The sequence below is a fragment of the Streptomyces sp. SID13031 genome (genome assembly GCF_010548305.1).
In the GTDB taxonomy this organism is placed as follows: Bacteria; Actinomycetota; Actinomycetes; order Propionibacteriales; family Kribbellaceae; genus Kribbella.
In genome coordinates this window covers 24,955-43,573 of the sequence record NZ_JAAGLV010000017.1, presented here as the reverse complement: position 1 = coordinate 43,573, position 18,619 = coordinate 24,955, and the positions used below count along the sequence as shown (strand labels likewise).

Sequence of the window (18,619 nt, the reverse complement as noted above, 5' to 3'; positions counted from 1 at the left end):
CCGAGTGGGCGTTGGGTCTGCGTGACCTCACGTACGTCGAAAGCTCGGTCGACTGTCGGAGTTCTGAGCTGGTTTTGAGGTTTGGTGTTTATCGTGGGGTTGGAGTGCTGTCCAACGGGAAGATGATCATGCCGGAAGCCAGAGTGCTGGTGGTTGATGACGAGGAGAACATTCTCGCCATGCTGACCACGACCTTGCGGTTCGCCGGTTTCGCCGTCGCTTCCGCGGCGACGGGTGGCGAGGCGCTCGACCGGGCGCGCGAATTCCGGCCCGAGGTGATCGTGCTGGATGTCATGCTGCCGGACCTGGATGGTTTCGAGGTCTGCCGGCGGTTGCGGCGGGACGGGGTAGACGCGCCGGTGCTGTTTCTGACTGCTCGGGACGCTCGGGAGGACAAGGTTGCCGGGCTCACCCTTGGGGGTGACGACTATGTGACCAAGCCGTTCGACCTTGACGAGCTCGTGGCGCGGATCCGGGTGTTGCTGAAGCGGGGCCGGAGTGTTCGGCAGGCGGGAGAGCGGCTTCGGGCGGGGCGGGTTGAGCTCGACCCGGACACGCATGAGGTGTGGAGTGGTGGCGAGTTGGTGGACCTGTCCGCGACGGAGTTCCAGCTGCTGCACTACCTGATGCTCAACGCGGGCCGGGTGCTGTCGAAGGCGCAGATCCTCGACCATGTGTGGAAATTCGACTTCCAGGGTGATTCGGGCATCGTCGAGACCTACGTTTACTACCTGCGGCGCAAACTGGACGGGCCGGACGGTCAGCTGATCCGGACAGTTCGCGGAGCCGGCTACCTGCTCCGTACGGCGACCTGATGGCGAGGCGACCGTGGCTGCGATCGCTGCGCAGCAGGCTGTTGGTCGGCGTGCTTGCGGTGACCGCGATCGGGCTCGCGGCGGCAGCCATCGTCGGTGTGACGGCACTGCGGTCCTACTTGCACCAGCGGACCGATCAGCAACTCAAGATCGCGTTGTCCGACAACCAGCGGACGCTGGGCCCGGACGGGCAGCTGTTGTCGGCCTCGCCCGAGGCGGGCAACTGCTCGATCGCGGTCATCGATGCCACAGGCAATCAACTCTCGCACGCAGGCGCCGTACAGACGCTGCCGACACCGTCCGTCGTAGACCTCGCGCGGTACGCGGCCACGGGAGGCCCGGTGACTGTCACCGCAGGGCAGGATCACCGGATTCAGGTCGCCACCCTCCCGGGCGGGCGCTACCTGCTGGTGTCGGAATCCACGGCCTGGTCGGACGCGGTGGTCTACCGGCTGATCCTCATCCAGCTCGCCGTCACGCTGATAGCGCTGGCACTGGCCGTGGCGCTCGCTGTCGCAGTGAGCAGGTTCGTGCTCAAGCCGCTGGACACGATGTCCGCCACGGCCACGCGGATCGCCGACGGGGAGCTGTCCCACCGGGTCGAGCTCGCCGGGGCTCCGACCGAGGTCGCCGTACTTGGCCAGTCGATGAATCAGATGCTCGGCCGGATCGAGCACGCGTTCACTCAGCGGCAGCTCGCCGAGGACCGGCTGCGGCGGTTCGTCGCCGATGCCGGTCACGAGCTCCGTACGCCGCTCACCGCGATCACGGGGTATGCGCAGCTCGTCCGGAAAGGGGCGCTGAGCGAGCCCGAGCAGCTCGACGATGCGATGCGGCGGGTCGAGGATGAAACCCACCGGATGACCAGCCTGGTCGACGAGCTGCTCCTGCTCGCGCGGCTGGATCAGGGACGTCCGCTCGACCGGGTCGAGCTGGACCTTGCCGAGCTGGTCACGGCCGCCGTACAGAATGCCAGGGCCGCCGATCCGCACCGATCGCTGACGCTGATCATCGAGCCTGGCGCGCATCCGGTCGTGGGAGACGAGCATCGGCTGAGCCAGGTACTAGGGAACCTGCTGGCAAACGTCCGCGCACACACGCCCGCTGGCACCGCGGCCGAGGTACGGGTACGACGTGACGGGTCCGACGAACTTGTCGACGTCATCGATCATGGGCCGGGTATCGCGCCCGACCAGGCGGATAAGGTGTTCGAACGCTTTTATCGCGCCGACACGGCTCGGCATCGCGTCGCGGGCACCGGGGAAGGCAGCGGCCTCGGTCTCAGCATCGTGGCCGCCATCGTCGCCGCCCACCAGGGCTCCGCGACAGTGGTGCCACATCGCGGCGGAGCCTGGCTCAGGGTGATGATTCCCGCGGCCCCTGTCGCCGAGTTCTCAGCTGACTCTGAGGTGACACCGATGTCGTTCAGAGGCTGAGGCCGTTTCCTGGGAGAAGTGTCCGGAGAAACCGGGCGACTCCCAGGAGGTTCTGCGTGACTACCCTCTCCACGGTCGGCGGTGTTCGCACTCGCTCCCCGCATCCCGGAAAGCTCGCCTGCGCCGCCGTACTGGCCATCGTGGTGGCGAGCCTGGGCAACGCCCTGCTCGCGCTGATCGGCAAGTCGGCCTTCTCGGTCCCCGGTGATTTCAAGGGCTTCCAGCCCGGCGCCTACATCTTCCTGACCGTCATCAGCATCGTCGGCGCCTCGGTCGCCTGGTCCGCCATCGCAGCCAAAGCCGCCAAGCCGGTCGCCCTGCTCCGCAAACTGGCCGTCATCATCGTGCCGGTATCAATGCTCGCCGACGTCGCGCTGCTGGTGACCGGCCAGTCCCCGGCCGGAGTCGCCGTACTGCTCGTCATGCACGTCGTCGTCGGACTGGCCGCCTACTTCGCCCTGACCCGGATCGCGCCCCCGCGACCAGCACGCTGATCGGGCCTTCTTACTGCACAACTGCTTCACCTCAAAGAATGCGGCGGCAGCACTCGATCCTGTCGTGCGCGGATTCGACCACAACGAGACAACGGAGAGCACGTTGAACAATTCTGATCCGGCGACGCGTAGCTTCGGACGACGAGCCATTCTCAGGTATACCGCCGCGGCCGGCGCGGTCGGCGTGAGCGCCTCGGCATTCGCCCAGACCGGCGCCCTCGCCGCTCCTCGACCGCCGGCCGTGGTCAGCGGCGATGCCGATCCGGCTGCGCAGCTGCAGCAGCTGTACCGCGACGCGCTCGACGAGGGCGGCGGCCTTGTCGTGTGGGCCGGCGGGAGTTCCCCCACTCAGGAGGACCGGACACGTCAGGCCTTCACCACCGCCTTTCCCGGAATCGACACCTCTATCACCGTCCGCTACAGCACCGAGCACAGCGCCCTGATCGATCGGCAGTTGGCCCTCGGCGGTCTGGAACCGGACATCGTTCAGTTGCAGACCCTGTACGACTTCGACCACTGGAAGGCCAAGAACGCACTTCTGTCGTACCGGCCGCCGGGCGCACAAGCGGTGTTCAAGCAGTACCGGGATCCCGACGACACCTACATCGGCATCAGCGTCCAGTCCTTCGGCCGAGTCGTCAACACTGCCCTTCTTTCCGAAGCCGAGATGCCCAGAGACGCCGTCGACTTTCTGAAGCCTGCGTTCCGCGACAAGATCGTGATTCCGGACCCCACCGCCGACGACGCCGTCCTGTTTGCGATCTATCTGGTGACGCAGAAATATGGTCTGCAATTCATGGAGCGGTTTATGGAGCAGCGACCCCTGATCGTCGCGAATTCACCAGCGACCACGGCGGCGCTGGCCAGCGGCCAGCGCACTGCGAGTCTCGCCAACGTCTCGTCGTTGGCACCGCCTCCAGGGCAGTCCGTCCGATACATTGCGCCGCGGACGGACCAGTTCATGAGCTGGCCACGAACAGCGGCAATCTTCCGCGCGGCGCGTCATCCAGCGGCCGCGAAACTCTACCTCGCGTGGCAACTGACGCTGGAACGACAGAGCGCTGTCCTGCAGTGGCCGAGTCGCCGCGACGTCACGGTCCCCGCCGGCCACATCACCGACTACAACAGCCCGATCAACGGCTTCCGCGAGTTCCTGCGCGATCGCGCCGCGGTGGAACGCTACCGCGCATTGATCAGAACATTCATCCACCCATCCAGCGGCACCAACTGACGGGATAACACCCTTTCCGCGACCCCCCATCGTCACGGACCGGCGGGGTGGCGGAGCCCCCGCTCGAGGCAAGCGCAGCCGCACAAAACGACGAAAGCGACCCGGTCCCCGATCTCCGGGGACCGGGTCGCCTATCAACCTCGTGGACAGTTCCGCGAGAAGCTGACCTGACCATCGGATAGCCGAGCCGCAACGGTTGCGGCTACACATCCTCAGGGCCAGCGGCTTCAGCCCGACCGCGGCACCCCAGCTGTTCTCAACCGCCGCGAGGATCGCCCGAACCGGCCGCCGCACCGTCGTCCACCGCGAGTTGAGGCCTACATGTTCGCTCGTTCCTCGGGCGACATTTGCGCGATCATGATCCAGACTGCCGCTACAAATACGATGAGAAGGACTGCGAAGCCGAGTTGCAACCCAGCCTCGTTCCAACTCGACCACTCGCCAAAAGGTCCTCCATTGATGACCTTGTCGCAAAGAATGGAACCGGACGGCGGACGCCCTAGAGCGTCGGGTTCAACCCTGACCTTGATGCCACCTGCCTGTGGGCAGATGTAAGCCTTCGCAGGCTGATCAGAGTAAATGAGGCTTGCAATGATTCCGGCGATCAAGCCGAGAATCCCACCGCCCCCTGCACCTTTGGAGGCGATGTCGACTAGTCCTTTGCCTGACTCGCTTGCCCATTCACTGGCGCTCATCTGCCTGATCCCCCCGGATCTGCGCGACGTCACTAATAGATATGACTTGGGTGGCTGTGGCACTTGATGTACCCCGAATGCGTCACCGTGCGCTTTCATCTGAGGCTACGGATTCCTGGTGATCTTGGGAATACATCGCCCCCTGAACGCCAGGCTCGACGGCCAACTGAAGTGCAGGCTTCCACGCCCTCGTCCGGCTCGACGGCGTCGATCCCGCCGCACCCCACGGCTTCGCCGCACCCCACCTGTCGGCCGACTACGCGCTACTTCACCCGCGACCCGTACAGCGGTCGAAGGCACCCGATTCCGTTCCCTGTCTCCGCCGACAACCCCGACGCCTTGCTGATCGGATGGGGCACCCAACTCGACGTACGCCCGGTGCGGCAAGCCGTTCACGGCGTCATCACCGCGACCGCCGTTGCCGGACCTCGCCAAATACGCGACCAAGGCGGCCGAGGCCACGGGGCACTCATCCGCACGGCTCACCGATGCCAGTGTCCGCCGCTACGCCGGCCAGCACACCCATGCCGGCCGATTGGTCGACGCTTGCTGGAGACTCGGATGCCTAGCTCCGACCTCAACGAAGCCGAAGCAGCGAAGAACTCCGGACGACTGTCCTACCGGCGGCTCCACCGTTGGGCACACATACTCGGCTTCGGCGGCCACTTTTCCACCAGGAGTCGCCAGTACTCGACCATCCCCAAGGCGCTTCGCAAAGCGCGCTCCAGTTGGGTGCCTGTGATCAAGGACACCGTCGAGACGGCGCACGAAGGAGCGGCGATGCAGGCCGCCAAGCTCGTGGGAGGCGAGTGGTTCTCCCAAATCTCTCCCACTGACCTCACAAACGAAAACAGGCCAGGCGGCGAAAGTGCCTCCTGGCCTGCGGATCCTGCTTGTGGAGCTTAGGGGATTCGAACCCCTGACCTCTTCCATGCCATTCACACCCGGCCCGCCCGCTGCCCTGCCAGAGGATGAGCCGGAGTCCGGCACAGTCCGACGACGTCCGAGTCGATACGCGTCGGTTGTCACTCAGTTAGACACTCGCGCGGCCCGCCCTGTCGGCTGCCAAGCGACCTCTTCGGTGTGAAGGCGGATCTTCCGTACCAACAGCTGCGAAACCGTTCGTTGACGCCTGCAAGAGCTCCACCCGTGGTCACAGTGGAACCCCGATAACCACCCCGCTCGCTGCCTTTTTGCTGCCTAAGCGGCGCCATACCCCGGACCCGCCCATCCGGCCCCTGAGTCCTGCACAGTCCCTAATCGTCCGTACCAACACACGCCGGTGGTCACTCATCAGTTAGACACTCGCCTTGACGCGCCGCCGTCAAGCTCGGACGACTGTGGCCTGTCTATTTGAACTGCACCCCACCGATCGCGGCTGCACCAGGCCCGAGTGGAATGCACAAGCAGCGTGCCAACGGACCCTAGGCAGCAGGGCCTCAGACCCTTCACTCTGCGTGCACAGACTGGCACACTCACGCTTGGGGAGTCATCACTTACGCTCCAGGGGGACTATGACTCAGAAGGCACACTCATTCTCTGTCTACCTACTCAAGAACGGTTACGACGCATCCAACTCGCTGGATCCTGGGCACAAACTGGAGGAAAGTCATTTAGCAATATCAATTCCAGGGGTTAAACGGGTTTTCATCCTCAAAGGCCAGGCAAAGCCGCCTTGGTGGAAGGCATACTTTCACCTCAAAGACGATCTTCCTCAGATATTCCAAGGGTCCCTCGTTTTCCTGGAAGCCGAGAATCGCTATTTCGCAGTGTCATTCGGGAATAGCTACAACCACCTGAAAGACGAAAGCTACGAATACGATTTCGGCTTAAGGGTTACCTTGAATTGCATAGATCCAGACAAGATTAGAAACACGGACTCGGTTTCTGCCGATTCAGCTCGCCGTCAACGCACGCAGATGCCAAGCGATTCAGACCTCACATTCTTTGACGTCGATGGGGATGCAACGATCCTGAAGGCGCTTACAGGAAAAGTGCGGGATGACTACAAAGAGAAAATCGGAAGCGCGACAGGCACAAATAGTCTACGAATGAGCACTCGCGCAGACGCGAATTCTTTGGCTGCCCTGCTAGGCGAGCTAGTCGGCCTATACGAGAGCACTGAATACCAGACCAGATTCCCAAGCATTCGAAATATTCAGCCAGTAAAAGATCCCATTGTTATTACCGGGTTGAACGATTCCTTGGTAGAAGCAATCAAAGGCCAGTCGGCCAGTGTAATGATGGCCATTCCAGATCTGGTGGAGTACCGCGATGGTCTATTCTCCGATTTTAGTGGAGCAGGTCCGAGCCAGGTCTACGATGACGTCTCGATCGGAGCATATTACGAGTATCTGAACGATAATAGCTTCGATTTCGCAACGCTCGTATTCGCGACCTTACAGAAACACAAGACGCGGTTGATCAACTCGGACAACGATGTGAAGCGGAGTTTTAGCGCGCATCGCTGCTTTGTGTTCGAGACCACCCTTACTGGGGACTCCGCCGCCTATCACTGCCTAGATGGAAGCTGGTACCGAGTTGAGAAAGAATTCCTTGAAGAGTTGACCACCTACCTGGACGCCAGGATCACAGACATAGATCTCCGTGACTGCATCGAGCATCTTGAAGGTGACTACAACGAAGAGACCGGCAAGTTGGACGGCTACGTTTGCTTGGATCGTACGGACATCAGCCCAACTGGAGCGACCAATATCGAGCCATGCGACCTGATTACTCTCAAGGATGGTCGCGCATTGCTTATTCATGTAAAGATCGGTACCAGCGCACGCGAACTCAGCCATCTCTTTAACCAAGGCACGAATTCATCTGAGTTACTCAAAAGCAACCCTCAAGCACGCCAGAACCTCGAAGAGATCGTTGAGGATCGCGGCAAAGTAGGTGACCAAATAGCCGAGATAGTCACTTCCATTAGAGCCCGTCGCTACTCAGTGATGTATGCGATCATCACCCATAAAGACGCGGCAGAAAGATCTGTAAATCTTCCACTATTCTCGAAGATATCACTCCGGCGCAGCTTGCGAACATTGGACAGCATGGACGTCCCAGTGCTCTGTGGCTTCGTCAAGGACGAGGCGAATCGAAGCGGGAAGGTTAAGACACGCAAACCGCGTAAGAAAAAGAGAAAGTCAACCTAGGCCTCTTGGCCTCTGTCGAGATTTGCGAAGATCCACTCCCAGCGGAATTGAGCAGAGAGTTGATCACCGGTCCCCGATGCGACGGGCTCAACCTTTGATGTGGATCCGTCATGAGGATCCAAGACCTTTATCCCCGCATACCGCAGTACAGCCAAGGAAGCCAGCCAAGCTGGATGGCCAGCAAGATCGTGCTTAGCGAACGGGACAGTGATGGTGGGGATTCGTGCGCCCAACGATGCACACAAGGTCGTGAGTGGGTAGCTGTAAGCGTTGCCATTGGCCCAGGCGTTGAGGGTATTGAAAGTCATGGGGACGACAGCGACGGCGTCTGCGGGTGGAGTCCGCTTGGGCTGGTCTGGCGTGCGGTTGCCGGTGATGACCGGGGCACCGTCTAGCTGGTCGACCAGCCAGGGAGCAGCTGCGTCGGTGGGGATGACGTAGGGGTCCCAGCCGTTGGCGCGGGCGGCCTGGACGCCGTCTGCAGTGCGTGACGCGAGGGGTGCGCCACAGACGACGATGTAGAGCGTTCGGTTGGTCACGCGAGGACTCCTGCGCGGGTTGCGATTGCGGTTAGGGCTGGGGTGGGTTTGCGGGAGCGCTTGAGGAGTTCGCGGACCAGCTCGCGGGCGATGGTGTGGTAGCGGATCGACTCGGGGGCTACTCGTTCGGCTTGCTGTAGGTGGAGGATCGCTTCCATGTCGTTCTTCGCCTGAGCCTGAGCCCACGCCAGGTCGAGATGCAGGCGGGAGCGGCGGCCTTGGAGTCCGGCCGGCAAAGTCTCGGTGTCGATCTCCGTTGCTACCCGCAGGACACCGGCAGGGTCTCCGAACTCGGCCGCTACGGACGCCTGGTGGATCAGGACATTGGTAGGTCCAAAAGCCGTCCACCAGTGGTTGCCATCGTGGGCTAGCAGGCCGGAGAGGCGGCCCGCAGTCGCCAGACGCTCGGTGGAGGCTGCACGGTCAGAACGGCGGCCCGCGATCACTGCTGAGATGAGCCACAGCGAACCAGCCAGAGAGACGGCGTCAGGGGCATCGGAGCTCGTGAGTGGCATGAGGCTTTCTGCCGATCGGACAGCGACGCGCTCCGCGTCGTCGGTGCGCTGGCTCCGCAGGAGTGCACAGACGACCTGGTAGGCGGCCATACCCTGCGCGGTCTTGGACTCGGCAGCCATGGCGGCATGGGTCGCTCGATCGGCGGCGAGCCAGCCGAGCTGGTGCTCCCCCACCTTCGTCAGGAGCTTCGCTGCGGCTGAGTAGACCGAGCAGCGCGCAAGGTGCGTCTCTCGCCCGTCGCGGCCCTGGTAGCCGTCGTACGAGTCTGCGGCTTGGATGAGATCGGGAAGCATCGCCGTCGCCGACCGGTATCGAGCGGCCTGGTAGGCCTGGTGCGCCAGGACAGCGCCGTTGCGGAGCTGCGGGAGCGGCCAAGGCGTCACCTGCTCCCCCAACAGATGGTGATAGCCAGCAAGCTGACTGCGGACTGCATCCACAGCCGTCACCTGCTCTCCGGCGTCAGGCGCAAGTACCCAGTCGCGGCCGATGAGATCGGCAACCTCGATACGCAGAACGGTTGCTAGGTCATTCAAGGTGGACAGGCGATCGACGCCCCGAATGCCGCGTTCGACCTGCGAGAGCCAGGATCGTGACATGCCGATAAGGCCGGACAGGGCATCCTGCGACATACCGCGACGCTTGCGGTACGCCGCGACTCGCTCTCCGATGTGCATCTCGACCAACCCTCCGCGACCGTGGTGCTTCTATTCAACGTCAGTCTGACGTCGTAATGCGCAAAAAAGTACGCAAGGTGCTGACTGCGCAGTGGACGGGCCATGTCGCCCGACTCTGAGTCCATGACACCAGGTCGATCCACGAGTGCACCGACGACGGTGCGAGATGTCGGGCCGGCGAGTTCGAGACGATCGGCGGGTCAGTCGTTGGGCACTCATGACGACGACTTCACGTTTCAGGGAGCACTTTGAGAGCGCGATCGGCGCGCGCATCCTCGTTGCCGACGAGCCATCAACTCTCACCGACTGAGCGGTGAGGCGGGCAGTTGAAGGTCATCACCGCCCGAGATGCAAACCCAATTGCCGGCTGGCGCGGCGTGGCGAGCGAGGTCGCTCTGCGCCAGCCGTTCCACGTAACGAATGCACCGACCCGCACTACGTGCAGTCCCCGATCACCATCTGCAATGGCAATGCCGAGGCACTGGCGTCCTGCCAGTCGAGAGTGAGGCAGAGATGTCCGACGTCCAACGGCTGAAGGCTCAGCTCTACCAACTCATGACCGAGGCCCAGCAAGGCGCAGGCAGCCTGTCGGGTTATCGGCAGCGGTTCGGACAGACAGGTGCCCAAGTGCAGGCTCTCATCGCTGGATCCGCCACTGGCGCCGACCGCGATATCTCCGAACTGCTGGACGCTGCCGGGCGATCGCTTGAGCAAGCGGTTGAATCGTTGCAGATTGCGGCGCAAGGCTGCCGTAGCTACGCCGATCGGATCTAGCTGGACAAGGCACGGCGATGCCCTCCGAACTCCAGCGGGTGGCTCAGGCGCTGGTTGCTGCCTTGGACGAGGCGCCAAGGGTCGTGGACTACCTGCTCCGTACTGCGCAGAAGTGCCGGGAGAACGCGGGCTACGTCGGCCACCTGTCCAAGAACCCCGCGGCTCAGATGGCCGCGATGCAGTTGGACGATGCCGCACGGCGCTGCGAGGAAGCCGCTCACTACCTCGCCGAAACCCCACAGACGGCTCGTCGCTGGGCCGAGCAGATGGTCAGCGGCGGACGCGCGGCGGAACCGACCGGTGGAAGCATTTCGCAATGGCCCGCAGGCATTGCTGGGAGGAAAACTCCCGCGGAGCGCCGGCAGAACGAGGACTCGTCGAAGCCGGAGAAACACGGCAAGATCGCGGCCGCTCGCGGCAGGACGATCCCCGTCGACGCACCCAAGCCGACCAACGCACCTGCAAGCGATGATCCCGATGCGTTCGAGCCCGTTGCCCGCGAGATTCTGGAACGTCTACCCACCAGGGATCCGACAGACAAGACCCGCGGCATCTGGGTCGATGCCGATGGTCAAGAGCATGACCTGATCAGTGGGGTTGACGACTACACCGCTGATGTCGATCGGTTCATGGAGGAGCACCGGATCAGGATCGCGCCGGGCGCTGACACGCTTGGATCGCATGTTGAGGTCAAGTTCGCCATGCGGATGCGTCGAGAGGGTCTGACCGACGCGACGATCACGATCAACAACAAGCCCTGCCCCGGCCCGTACGGTTGTCATCGGAACCTGTGGAGGTTTCTTCCCGATGGCGCCCGACTGACGGTGTACGGCCCGGACAACTTCAATCGCACTTATCCCGAGTAGAAAGGCTCGCAGACAGATGAGCTACAGCATCGAGGCTTACTACCGTCACGAACACGACGACCGACCTGTCGTGATCCGCACCGACGCTGACGTTGAGCGGTTGGTCGACGATCTGTTGGCCGAGTCGTTCGATCACACGATGGCTGCGCTGTACTTGGCCGAGCGTCCGCGGACGGAGCAGGGCTACCCCGATCACGATTTTCGGGTCGGCATCAACGCCGAGCGCAAGGTTGGCGGTATCAAGTTCGCCGGAACGGTCGAGGGGTCAGCAGGCGTTTGGTACGCCGCCGGAGCACTGGCACAGCACGATGAGGTTGTTTACGAGTACGCCGGGCATCCGGAAACCCTTCCTCTCGACTCCGAACTGTGCCTCGACCAGATCCGATTGGCGGTCAAGGACTTCCTTCGTAGCGGCGGCGAGCGCCCAGCCTCGATCACATGGCAAGCCTGGCCAGTGAACGTCGCCTGAGGACCTCCGACAAAACCCGGTAGGAGACGAGCCGCACCCTGGCACCCGCTGCGACAAAGGAGCGGCAAAAGTCAGTTGCGTGGGAGCGGCCAGAGCTGGGAGCGGCGAAGGAGCGAGCGGCGGCGGGCGCGTGGGAGTCGCAATACAAGCAAAAGGCCGGCCTCTTGAGGAGACCGGCCTGCTTACTTTCGGTGGAGCTTAGGGGATTCGAACCCCTGACCTCTTCCATGCCATGGAAGCGCGCTACCAACTGCGCCAAAGCCCCGCGGTGTCTTGCGGACTCCGAAATATTAGCGGATGGAGGGTTGGAAAGAAAAATCGGGTGGGGTGGGAGCGGGGGTGAGGAAGAGCACGGCTGGGGTGGGTGGGTTGGCGCGGGTGGCCGTCCCTATCGGTGATACGCGAGTGCGGAAGCAGATGCGCGAAGAGGGCGGAGGAACTGGGCCTCCGGTTTGCTCATGTGGGCACAGGTGAGCACTTCGAGTTCCCGGTCCTCCGGCAGTGGGCAAAGCCGCGCCTGGGCACCGCCGCGACGCAGGAGCGTCTCACGGGTGGGTGGGAGCGCCCAGAGCAGGGAGCGACGCAGGAGCGGACGGCGGCGGGCGTGTGGGGATTTAGCGTTGGTGGTCGTCGCTCATGACTGGTTCGGGGAGGGAGCCGGCGTTCCACTCTTCGATTCGCCAGCCGTGGCGGCCGGGGAGTAGCGAGACCCAGTTGCAGTTGGAGAGGCCTCCGAAGGCGGGCCAGTGGGCTTTGGGGATGCCTAGGAAGAGGCAGATGCCTACTCGGGCTGCCAGGCCGTGGGTGGCTACCACGATCGTGTCGGAGGGTTCGCCGTGTTCGATCGCCCGGGCCAGGGCTGGGGCGAAGCGTTCGGCTACCTCTTCGACGGTTTCGCCGGCAGTACCGCGGCGCTGTGGCTCGCCGGAGCGGATCCGGGCGGCGGCCTCAGGATGGATGGCGGCCAGCTCGTCCATCGTCATGCCGGCCCAGTCGTCCACGTTGATCTCGCGCAACGCCTCGTCGTACTCGACCTTCAGGCCGGTCAGCGCGGCGAGCTCACCCGCGGTCGCTGCCGCGCGCTGGAGGTCGCTGGAGAAGAGGCGGGTGGGCGCCAGGGAGGCGAGACGAGCGGCTGCGGCGCGCGCCTGGGCGACACCCACTGAGTCCAGCGGGATGTCGGCCTGGCCCTGGATCTTGTCCTGCAGGTTCCACTCGGTCCGGCCGTGGCGCCAGACGATCAGCCGGCCCGCTGTCATTCGGCCGCAGAGGACGGCGCGGAGGACGGCGCCGAGGCCGGGGTCGGGTCCTCGTCGGCGGACCGGTCGGCGACGACCGGTACGGCGATGGTGCCGTCCGCGCCCGGGAGCGGGATGGCCGGGCAGTCGCGCCAGAGCCGCTCGAGGGAGTAGAAGTTGCGCTCCTCGTCGTGCTGGACGTGGACGACGATCTCGAGGTAGTCGAGCAGCACCCAACGGCCTTCGCGGGCGCCTTCGCGGCGGACCGGCTTGGCGTCGAAGTCCTCGCGGAGCTTGTCCTCGATCGCGTCGACGATCGCGCGGACCTGACGGTCGTTGGAGGCGGAGGCGACCAGGAACGCGTCGGTGATGGCGAGCTGCTCGGAGACGTCGAACGCGAGAACGTTCTCGGCCTTCTTGTCGTGGGCCGCCTCGGCGGCCGCGGTGAGCAGCTCGATGGCGCGTTCGGTGGCTGGCATTGCAGTCCTTTGCTAGTGATGCAGGCTTAGTGGTTGGTGTAAAGGTCACGCTTGGCGATGTACTGGACGATCCCGTCGGGCACCAGGTACCAGGTGGGGTTGCCCTTCGCGACGCGTTGGCGGCACTCGGTCGACGAGATCGCCAGTGCCGGTACTTCGAGCAGCGTGATCCGCTCCATCGGGAGCCGGTCCAGCGGCAACTCCTGGGAGGAGTACCCCGGCCGGGTACAACCGACGAACTGGGCCAGTTTGAACATCTCGTCGACGTCGCGCCAGGTGAGGATCTGGGCCAGCGCGTCGGCACCGGTGATGAAGAACAGCTCCGCGTCCGGGTAGAGCCGGGCCAGGTCGCGCAGGGTGTCGATCGTGTACGTCGGGCCGGGCCGGTCGATGTCGACCCGGCTGACCGAGAACCGTGGGTTCGAGGCGGTCGCGATGACCGTCATCAGGTAGCGGTCCTCGGGCGGCGAGACGGCCCGGTCGAGCTTCTGCCAGGGCTGCCCGGTCGGGACGAAGATCACCTCGTCGAGGTCGAAGTACGACTGTACTTCGCTCGCCGCCACCAGGTGGCCGTGGTGGATCGGGTCGAACGTGCCGCCCATCACGCCGAGGCGGCGGCCTGGTCGCACCCTCTCCGGGGAATCCACGTCAGCTCACCAGCCGCTCAGGCGTGCGGCCGGCCCTTGCCCAGGATCACGGTGACGAGCAGCATCACGACCAGGACGAACAGCGCGAACCCGCCGTACCACCAAGGCGAGATGTGCGAGGCCTCTTTGGAGGCTTCTTCGGCGGCCACGAGCTGCGGCAGGAAGGTAGCGAACATGAGGCGAAGCCTATCCCTTGCCCACCGACAAGAGCGCGACCGGTGGGCCCGAAGCCCTGCCGGTCGCGCGGGAGGTGGGTCAGCTGTGCCGGATGTAGCGCGTCAGCAGCCGGCGCCAGGCGGAGGGACCGACGTAGTCGCGCTGATGGATCGCAGCGACACGGCGCATCTCGTCAATAGTGGCACGGGCAACATCGGGGGTGATCATGTTTCCTTCACAAGGTCGTAGCGGGTCTCGGAGCGGGTGGCTTCGATAGTTGAAATAGTACGCCGAATTCTGCTAGGACTCAAACGAATTGAAGGTAGATCAGCTGATCTCCCTACGAATCTGCGGTAAACGGAGGGTTGCATGGACGCGATCGATCGGCAGCTGGTCGAGGGGCTGCGCGCCAACGGGCGATCCAGCTGGGCCGAGCTCGGCCGGGTGGTGGGGCTTTCAGGGCCGAGCGTCCAGGAGCGCGTGAAGCGGCTGGAGGAGCGTGGCGTGCTGCTCGGCTACCAGGCGGTGGTCGCGCCGGACCAGGTCGGGCTGGGGACGAGTGCGCTGGTCGGGCTGTTCCAGCGCGACGACGTGGAGACCGATGACGTGGTCGTGGGCGTACGGGAGATCCCCGCGGTCGAGGACTGCTGGTTCGTGGCCGGCGACCAGGAGCTGATGGTGAAGGTACGTGTGGCGGACGTGACGCAACTGGAGGCGGTGGTGGGCAGCCTGCGGCGGATCAACGGCGTCGTACGGACGCGGACGACGGTGATCCTGTCGACCCGCTGGGAGGCGAGGCCGGCGCCGCTGCCGGATGGGCCGTGAAGTAGACGGTTACGGCGGCGGCAAGAGCAACGACCGCCGCCAGTGGGAAGAGGAGATGCGGGTGGTGTTGGTAGGCGACACCACCCAACGCGGGGGCCAGGGTCATACCGGAGATCGAGGCTGCGGCGTACAGGCTGGAGAAGCGCCCCGTCATGCCGGCGGGAGCCGCATCGACGACCTGGGCTGTGGCGGTGGGTTTGTAGAGCATCTCGCCGGCGGTGATGACCGCCACCGCCAGGGCCGCTCCGAAGAGGACGGGCCAGATGCCCAGGACTGCAAGGCCGACTGCAACCAGAGCGAAGCCGACGGCGATTACCCGGGAGGCATGGTGGTCGCGGAGGCGGATGGCGAGCGGCGCCTCCAGTAGCACGATGACGACTGAGCTCAGGCCGATCAGTACGCCGTACGCGACGGCAGGTGTGCCCGCATCGTGCAGGAGCAGCGGGAGGGTCGCGAAGAGCTGGCGATAGACGGTGTCGATGACGACGATCGACGCGAGCAGTACCAGGATCGACTTGTCCTGACGCAGCGCTCGCCACACGCCTGACACGTGGGCGGACACCACTCGCGTCGCGCTCGGGACGTACCGCCAGATCACGGCGGCGAGGATGACGCTGGAGACGGCCCCGGACCGTCGTACAGTCAGTTCCACGGTGTCAGTTTCTAAGGGAAACTTACTCGGCCGGATAGCGTGGGAGCAAGCAGAGGAGGCTGTCGTGCGGCGTAGTAGCTACTCCCCCGAGCCCGACTGTGCGATCGCCCAGTCGCTCGGGGTGGTTGGTGATGGGTGGGAGTTGCTGATCGTCCGGGACCTCGCGCGGGGGCTGGACCGGTTCGAGCTGCTGGCCGAGTCGCTGCGGATCTCTCGCAAAGTGCTGACCGAGCGGCTGAGCAGCCTGCGCGACAGTGGAGTCGTCGAGCGGGTGGTCTATCAGGAGCGGCCGACGCGCCACGCCTACAAACTGACCCCTCGCGGCCGCGCTCTGCTCCCCGTCCTCGTCGCGCTGCAGGATTGGGGCGACCGCTGGGTCCTTGGTGACGGCGAGCTCACCGGCACCAATTCGCCAGAGGAAGCCCCAGCGCACCGCATCCACGAGCTGGTTGGCCGGCGCATCCCCGAAGGGCTGAAGCTTCCGGCAGGCGCAGTACTGCGGGATGTTGTGGATCTCGATGCGCGGGCGACCGTGATCTTCGGGTATCCGGCGACCGGCCGGCCGAGTAAGTTGCCGGAGGGCTGGGACGCCATCGCTGGGACCGCGGGCTGCACGCTGGAGAACAAGTTGTTCGCCGAGCGCGCCGCTGACTTCACCACTGCAAAGATCGCAGTCCACGGCGTGAGCACCCAGCGTCCGGACGAGCAACTGGCCTTCGCCGAACTGGAGAACATCCCGCACGTGCTGCTTTCCGACACCGAACTCACGCTGACCGCCGCGCTCCGCTTGCCGGCTTTCCGGGCCGGTGGCTATGAGCGCCTCAAGCGGTTGATGCTGGTCGTCGCGCCGACGCGCGAGATCAAGGCCGTCCACTACCCGATCACCGACATCCCCGAAGCGATCAGCTGGGCCTACGACACGGCTCGCCAGCTGTGACGGCGGCAGCAGGTGGCACAGCGGCAGCAGGTGGCGCCGCAGCTTCAGGTGGCGCCGCAGCACGTGGCGCAGCGGCAGCAGGTGGCGCGGCGGCTGCGGGGATCGCGGCGGTCGAGGTCTGGTGGGCCCGTACTGCGGACGCGCGGCCCGGCCTGGTCGGTGAGCTCAGCGCGGTTGAGGTCGAGCGACTGACCGCCTATGCGCGCGACGAGGACAAGAACCGCTTCCTGGTCGGCGCCACGATCGTCAGGCGGGTGCTCGCGACGAAGCTCGACCTGTCGCCGGCTGACGTCGTACTGGACCGCAATTGCCCCGATTGCGGCCGCCAGCACGGCAAGGTGAGCGTCGACGGGATGCAGGTCTCGGTGTCGCATTCGGGCGATCGCATCGTCGTCGCCTTCCACCCGTCGGCGCCGGTGGGTGTCGATGTCGAGCTGATCAATCCCGCGATCGACGCCGACTCGCTCGCCTCGGTGAGCCTGTCCGACGTGGAGGCCGCCGAGCTCGCTGGATTCGAACCAGCGGCCCGCGCCCGCGCCTTCACGCAGTACTGGACTCGCAAGGAAGCCGTCGTGAAGGCGACCGGTGACGGCATCCGCGCGGACCTGCGCAAGGTGATCGTCAGCGCGCCGGATCAGCCGGCCGCGCTGCGGGAATGGGCCGGGTACGACGGGCCGGTGCGGCTGGTGGATCTGCAGGCAGGAGTGGAGTACGCCGCAGCGCTGGCGATCTTGTCGGAGCAGAGCCCCGAGGTGCGGTCGTTCGACGCGGGACCGCTGCTCAGGCTCTGATCTGGCCTTCGCCGATCACGACGTACTTCGTGGACGTCATCTCCGGCAGCCCCATCGGCCCGCGGGCGTGCAGCTTCTGCGTCGAGATCCCGATCTCGGCGCCGAACCCGTACTCGCCGCCGTCGGTGAACCGGGTGCTCGCGTTCACCACGACCGCCGCCGAGTCGACCGCCTGCACGAAGCGTCGCGCCGCCGCCTGCGAGCGGGTGATGATCGCGTCGGTGTGCGCCGAGCTGTACTTGCGGATGTGCTGGACCGCCGCCTCCAGATCCGGCACGACGGCCGCGGACAGATCCAGCGAGCTGTACTCCGTGCCGTAGTCCTCCTCCGTCGCCGCAACGATGTCCTTGCCAGCGGCAACAATCGTCGGGTCGCCGTGGACGGTCACACCCGCCTCCGCCAACGCGGGCAGCGCCTTCGCCAGGAACTCCTCCGCTACGTCCGCGTGGACGAGCAGCGACTCGGCCGCGTTGCAGACGCTCGGGCGCTGGGTCTTGGAGTTGAGTAGGATCGTCAGCGCGAGATCGAGGTCCGCCTCGGCGTCGACGTACACATGGCAGTTGCCGACGCCCGTCTCGATCACGGGCACGGTGGACTCGGAGACGACGGTCTGGATCAGGCCGGCGCCGCCGCGAGGGATCAGTACGTCGACCAAGCCGCGCGCCTGCATGAGCTCCTTGACGGCAGCGCGGTCGCCGGGCACGCCTTGGATCACGTCAGCCGGCAGACCAGTCTCGACCACGGCGGAGCGCAGTACGGCGATGATCGCCGCGTTGGACTCGGCGGCCGACGATGAGCCGCGCAGCAGCACAGCGTTGCCCGACTTGAGGCAGATGCCGGCGGCGTCGGCCGTGACGTTCGGGCGGGCCTCGTAGATGATGCCGACGACGCCGAAGGGCACCCGGACCTGGCGAAGCTCGAGCCCGTTCGGCAGCGTGTACCCGCGGACGACCTCGCCCACCGGGTCGGTCAGCCCGGCGAGCTGCTCGAGCCCGGCCGCCATCGCGTCCACCCGGGATGGGTCCAGCGCGAGCCGATCAACGGTCGATTCCGGCGTACCGGCTTCGCGCGCCGCCGCGACGTCCTTCGCATTCGCCGCGACAATCTGCTCGGTATTGGCCCGCAACGCCGCCGCCATGGCATGCAGCGCTGCGTCCTTGGTCGCCCGCGATGCCGCGGCCAACGCGTAGGAAGCCTCGCGCGCCTGCCGGCACAATTCGATGATCT

21 protein-coding genes and 1 tRNA gene are annotated in these 18,619 nt (G+C 64.9%); 12 read left to right on the top strand and 10 right to left on the bottom strand.

The genetic code is table 11. The features are described 5' to 3' along the window. Positions 1-122: 122 nt before the first annotated feature. The 4 genes from G3I17_RS29400 to G3I17_RS29385 all read left to right on the top strand — a co-directional run bounded on the left by G3I17_RS29400 (position 123) and on the right by G3I17_RS29385 (position 3,976). Positions 123-815 carry a response regulator transcription factor gene (locus tag G3I17_RS29400; protein WP_164600871.1) on the top strand — a complete coding sequence of 231 codons (693 nt, stop codon included), beginning with the start codon at positions 123-125 and terminating at the stop codon, positions 813-815. After that, positions 815-2,251 carry a HAMP domain-containing sensor histidine kinase gene (locus tag G3I17_RS29395; protein ID WP_164600870.1) on the top strand — a complete coding sequence of 479 codons (1,437 nt, stop codon included), beginning with the start codon at positions 815-817 and terminating at the stop codon, positions 2,249-2,251. Before G3I17_RS29400 ends, G3I17_RS29395 begins: the two co-directional genes overlap by 1 nt. A gap of 56 nt (positions 2,252-2,307) precedes the next feature. Beyond that, positions 2,308-2,745 carry a DUF6069 family protein gene (locus G3I17_RS41785; protein WP_164600869.1) on the top strand — a complete coding sequence of 146 codons (438 nt, stop codon included), beginning with the start codon at positions 2,308-2,310 and terminating at the stop codon, positions 2,743-2,745. 64 nt (positions 2,746-2,809) lie between these two features. After that, positions 2,810-3,976, top strand: a complete 1,167-nt coding sequence (locus G3I17_RS29385) for an extracellular solute-binding protein (RefSeq protein ID WP_164600868.1) — start codon at positions 2,810-2,812, stop codon at positions 3,974-3,976. Positions 3,977-4,293: 317 nt separating this feature from the next. Here G3I17_RS29385 and G3I17_RS29380 read toward each other — a convergent pair whose 3' ends face one another. Beyond that, on the bottom strand, positions 4,294-4,671 hold the full coding sequence (locus G3I17_RS29380) for a hypothetical protein (protein WP_164600867.1): 378 nt from the start codon (positions 4,669-4,671) through the stop codon (positions 4,294-4,296). Positions 4,672-4,737: 66 nt separating this feature from the next. Between G3I17_RS29380 and G3I17_RS42285 the strand changes: the two genes are divergently transcribed. After that, complete coding sequence (locus tag G3I17_RS42285) at positions 4,738-5,577, top strand: replication initiator (RefSeq protein ID WP_343238461.1); 840 nt, start codon at positions 4,738-4,740, stop codon at positions 5,575-5,577. A gap of 608 nt (positions 5,578-6,185) precedes the next feature. Further along, positions 6,186-7,829: a DUF6119 family protein gene (locus tag G3I17_RS29375; RefSeq protein ID WP_164600866.1), complete on the top strand. Its 1,644-nt coding sequence runs from the start codon at positions 6,186-6,188 to the stop codon at positions 7,827-7,829. Here the strand turns inward: G3I17_RS29375 and G3I17_RS29370 are convergent. Beyond that, entirely contained in the window at positions 7,826-8,368 is a 543-nt protein-coding gene (locus tag G3I17_RS29370) for a flavoprotein (RefSeq protein WP_164600865.1), read from the bottom strand. The two genes, G3I17_RS29375 and G3I17_RS29370, sit on opposite strands and share 4 nt — an antisense overlap. Then, entirely contained in the window at positions 8,365-9,558 is a 1,194-nt protein-coding gene (locus tag G3I17_RS29365; RefSeq protein WP_164600864.1) for a helix-turn-helix transcriptional regulator, read from the bottom strand. Before G3I17_RS29365 ends, G3I17_RS29370 begins: the two co-directional genes overlap by 4 nt. Positions 9,559-10,071: 513 nt before the next feature. Between G3I17_RS29365 and G3I17_RS29360 the strand changes: the two genes are divergently transcribed. The 3 genes from G3I17_RS29360 (at position 10,072) to G3I17_RS29350 (ending at position 11,667) form a co-directional block, all read left to right on the top strand. Further along, positions 10,072-10,332 (top strand): hypothetical protein, encoded by a 261-nt coding sequence (locus G3I17_RS29360; RefSeq protein ID WP_164600863.1) that lies wholly within the window; start codon positions 10,072-10,074, stop codon positions 10,330-10,332. A gap of 176 nt (positions 10,333-10,508) precedes the next feature. After that, positions 10,509-11,198 carry a DddA-like double-stranded DNA deaminase toxin gene (locus tag G3I17_RS29355; protein WP_203590934.1) on the top strand — a complete coding sequence of 230 codons (690 nt, stop codon included), beginning with the start codon at positions 10,509-10,511 and terminating at the stop codon, positions 11,196-11,198. 16 nt (positions 11,199-11,214) lie between these two features. After that, on the top strand, positions 11,215-11,667 hold the full coding sequence (locus G3I17_RS29350) for an Imm1 family immunity protein (RefSeq protein ID WP_164600862.1): 453 nt from the start codon (positions 11,215-11,217) through the stop codon (positions 11,665-11,667). Between the two features lie 192 nt (positions 11,668-11,859). Here G3I17_RS29350 and G3I17_RS29345 read toward each other — a convergent pair. From G3I17_RS29345 to G3I17_RS40085, 5 genes are all read right to left on the bottom strand, one after another. After that, positions 11,860-11,932 (bottom strand) — tRNA-Ala (locus tag G3I17_RS29345). A gap of 349 nt (positions 11,933-12,281) precedes the next feature. Further along, positions 12,282-12,926, bottom strand: coding sequence for a histidine phosphatase family protein (locus tag G3I17_RS29340; protein ID WP_164600861.1), 645 nt, complete (start codon positions 12,924-12,926; stop codon positions 12,282-12,284). Further along, complete coding sequence (gene rsfS, locus G3I17_RS29335; RefSeq protein ID WP_164600860.1) at positions 12,923-13,384, bottom strand: ribosome silencing factor; 462 nt, start codon at positions 13,382-13,384, stop codon at positions 12,923-12,925. Before rsfS ends, G3I17_RS29340 begins: the two co-directional genes overlap by 4 nt. A gap of 26 nt (positions 13,385-13,410) precedes the next feature. Next, complete coding sequence (gene nadD / locus G3I17_RS29330; RefSeq protein WP_343238453.1) at positions 13,411-14,031, bottom strand: nicotinate-nucleotide adenylyltransferase; 621 nt, start codon at positions 14,029-14,031, stop codon at positions 13,411-13,413. A 17-nt stretch (positions 14,032-14,048) separates the two neighbouring features. Continuing rightward, entirely contained in the window at positions 14,049-14,207 is a 159-nt protein-coding gene (locus tag G3I17_RS40085) for a hypothetical protein (protein WP_203590933.1), read from the bottom strand. A 349-nt stretch (positions 14,208-14,556) separates the two neighbouring features. On the opposite strand from G3I17_RS40085, the gene G3I17_RS29325 reads away from it, so the two are divergent. Next, complete coding sequence (locus G3I17_RS29325; RefSeq protein ID WP_164600859.1) at positions 14,557-15,012, top strand: Lrp/AsnC family transcriptional regulator; 456 nt, start codon at positions 14,557-14,559, stop codon at positions 15,010-15,012. Here G3I17_RS29325 and G3I17_RS29320 read toward each other — a convergent pair. Then, the gene (locus G3I17_RS29320) at positions 14,927-15,664 is read right to left on the bottom strand and encodes an MFS transporter (RefSeq protein WP_203590932.1); all 738 of its coding nucleotides are present in this window, start codon (positions 15,662-15,664) and stop codon (positions 14,927-14,929) included. The two genes, G3I17_RS29325 and G3I17_RS29320, sit on opposite strands and share 86 nt — an antisense overlap. A 64-nt stretch (positions 15,665-15,728) precedes the next feature. Here G3I17_RS29320 and G3I17_RS29315 point away from each other — a divergent pair, with 64 nt between their 5' ends. Continuing rightward, positions 15,729-16,601 carry a winged helix-turn-helix transcriptional regulator gene (locus G3I17_RS29315; RefSeq protein ID WP_343238452.1) on the top strand — a complete coding sequence of 291 codons (873 nt, stop codon included), beginning with the start codon at positions 15,729-15,731 and terminating at the stop codon, positions 16,599-16,601. Next, positions 16,598-17,392 carry a 4'-phosphopantetheinyl transferase superfamily protein gene (locus tag G3I17_RS42280; protein ID WP_164600857.1) on the top strand — a complete coding sequence of 265 codons (795 nt, stop codon included), beginning with the start codon at positions 16,598-16,600 and terminating at the stop codon, positions 17,390-17,392. Before G3I17_RS29315 ends, G3I17_RS42280 begins: the two co-directional genes overlap by 4 nt. Here G3I17_RS42280 and G3I17_RS29305 read toward each other — a convergent pair. Continuing rightward, positions 17,382-18,617 carry a glutamate-5-semialdehyde dehydrogenase gene (locus G3I17_RS29305; protein WP_343238460.1) on the bottom strand — a complete coding sequence of 412 codons (1,236 nt, stop codon included), beginning with the start codon at positions 18,615-18,617 and terminating at the stop codon, positions 17,382-17,384. The genes G3I17_RS42280 and G3I17_RS29305 overlap by 11 nt on opposite strands. Positions 18,618-18,619 lie beyond the last annotated feature (2 nt).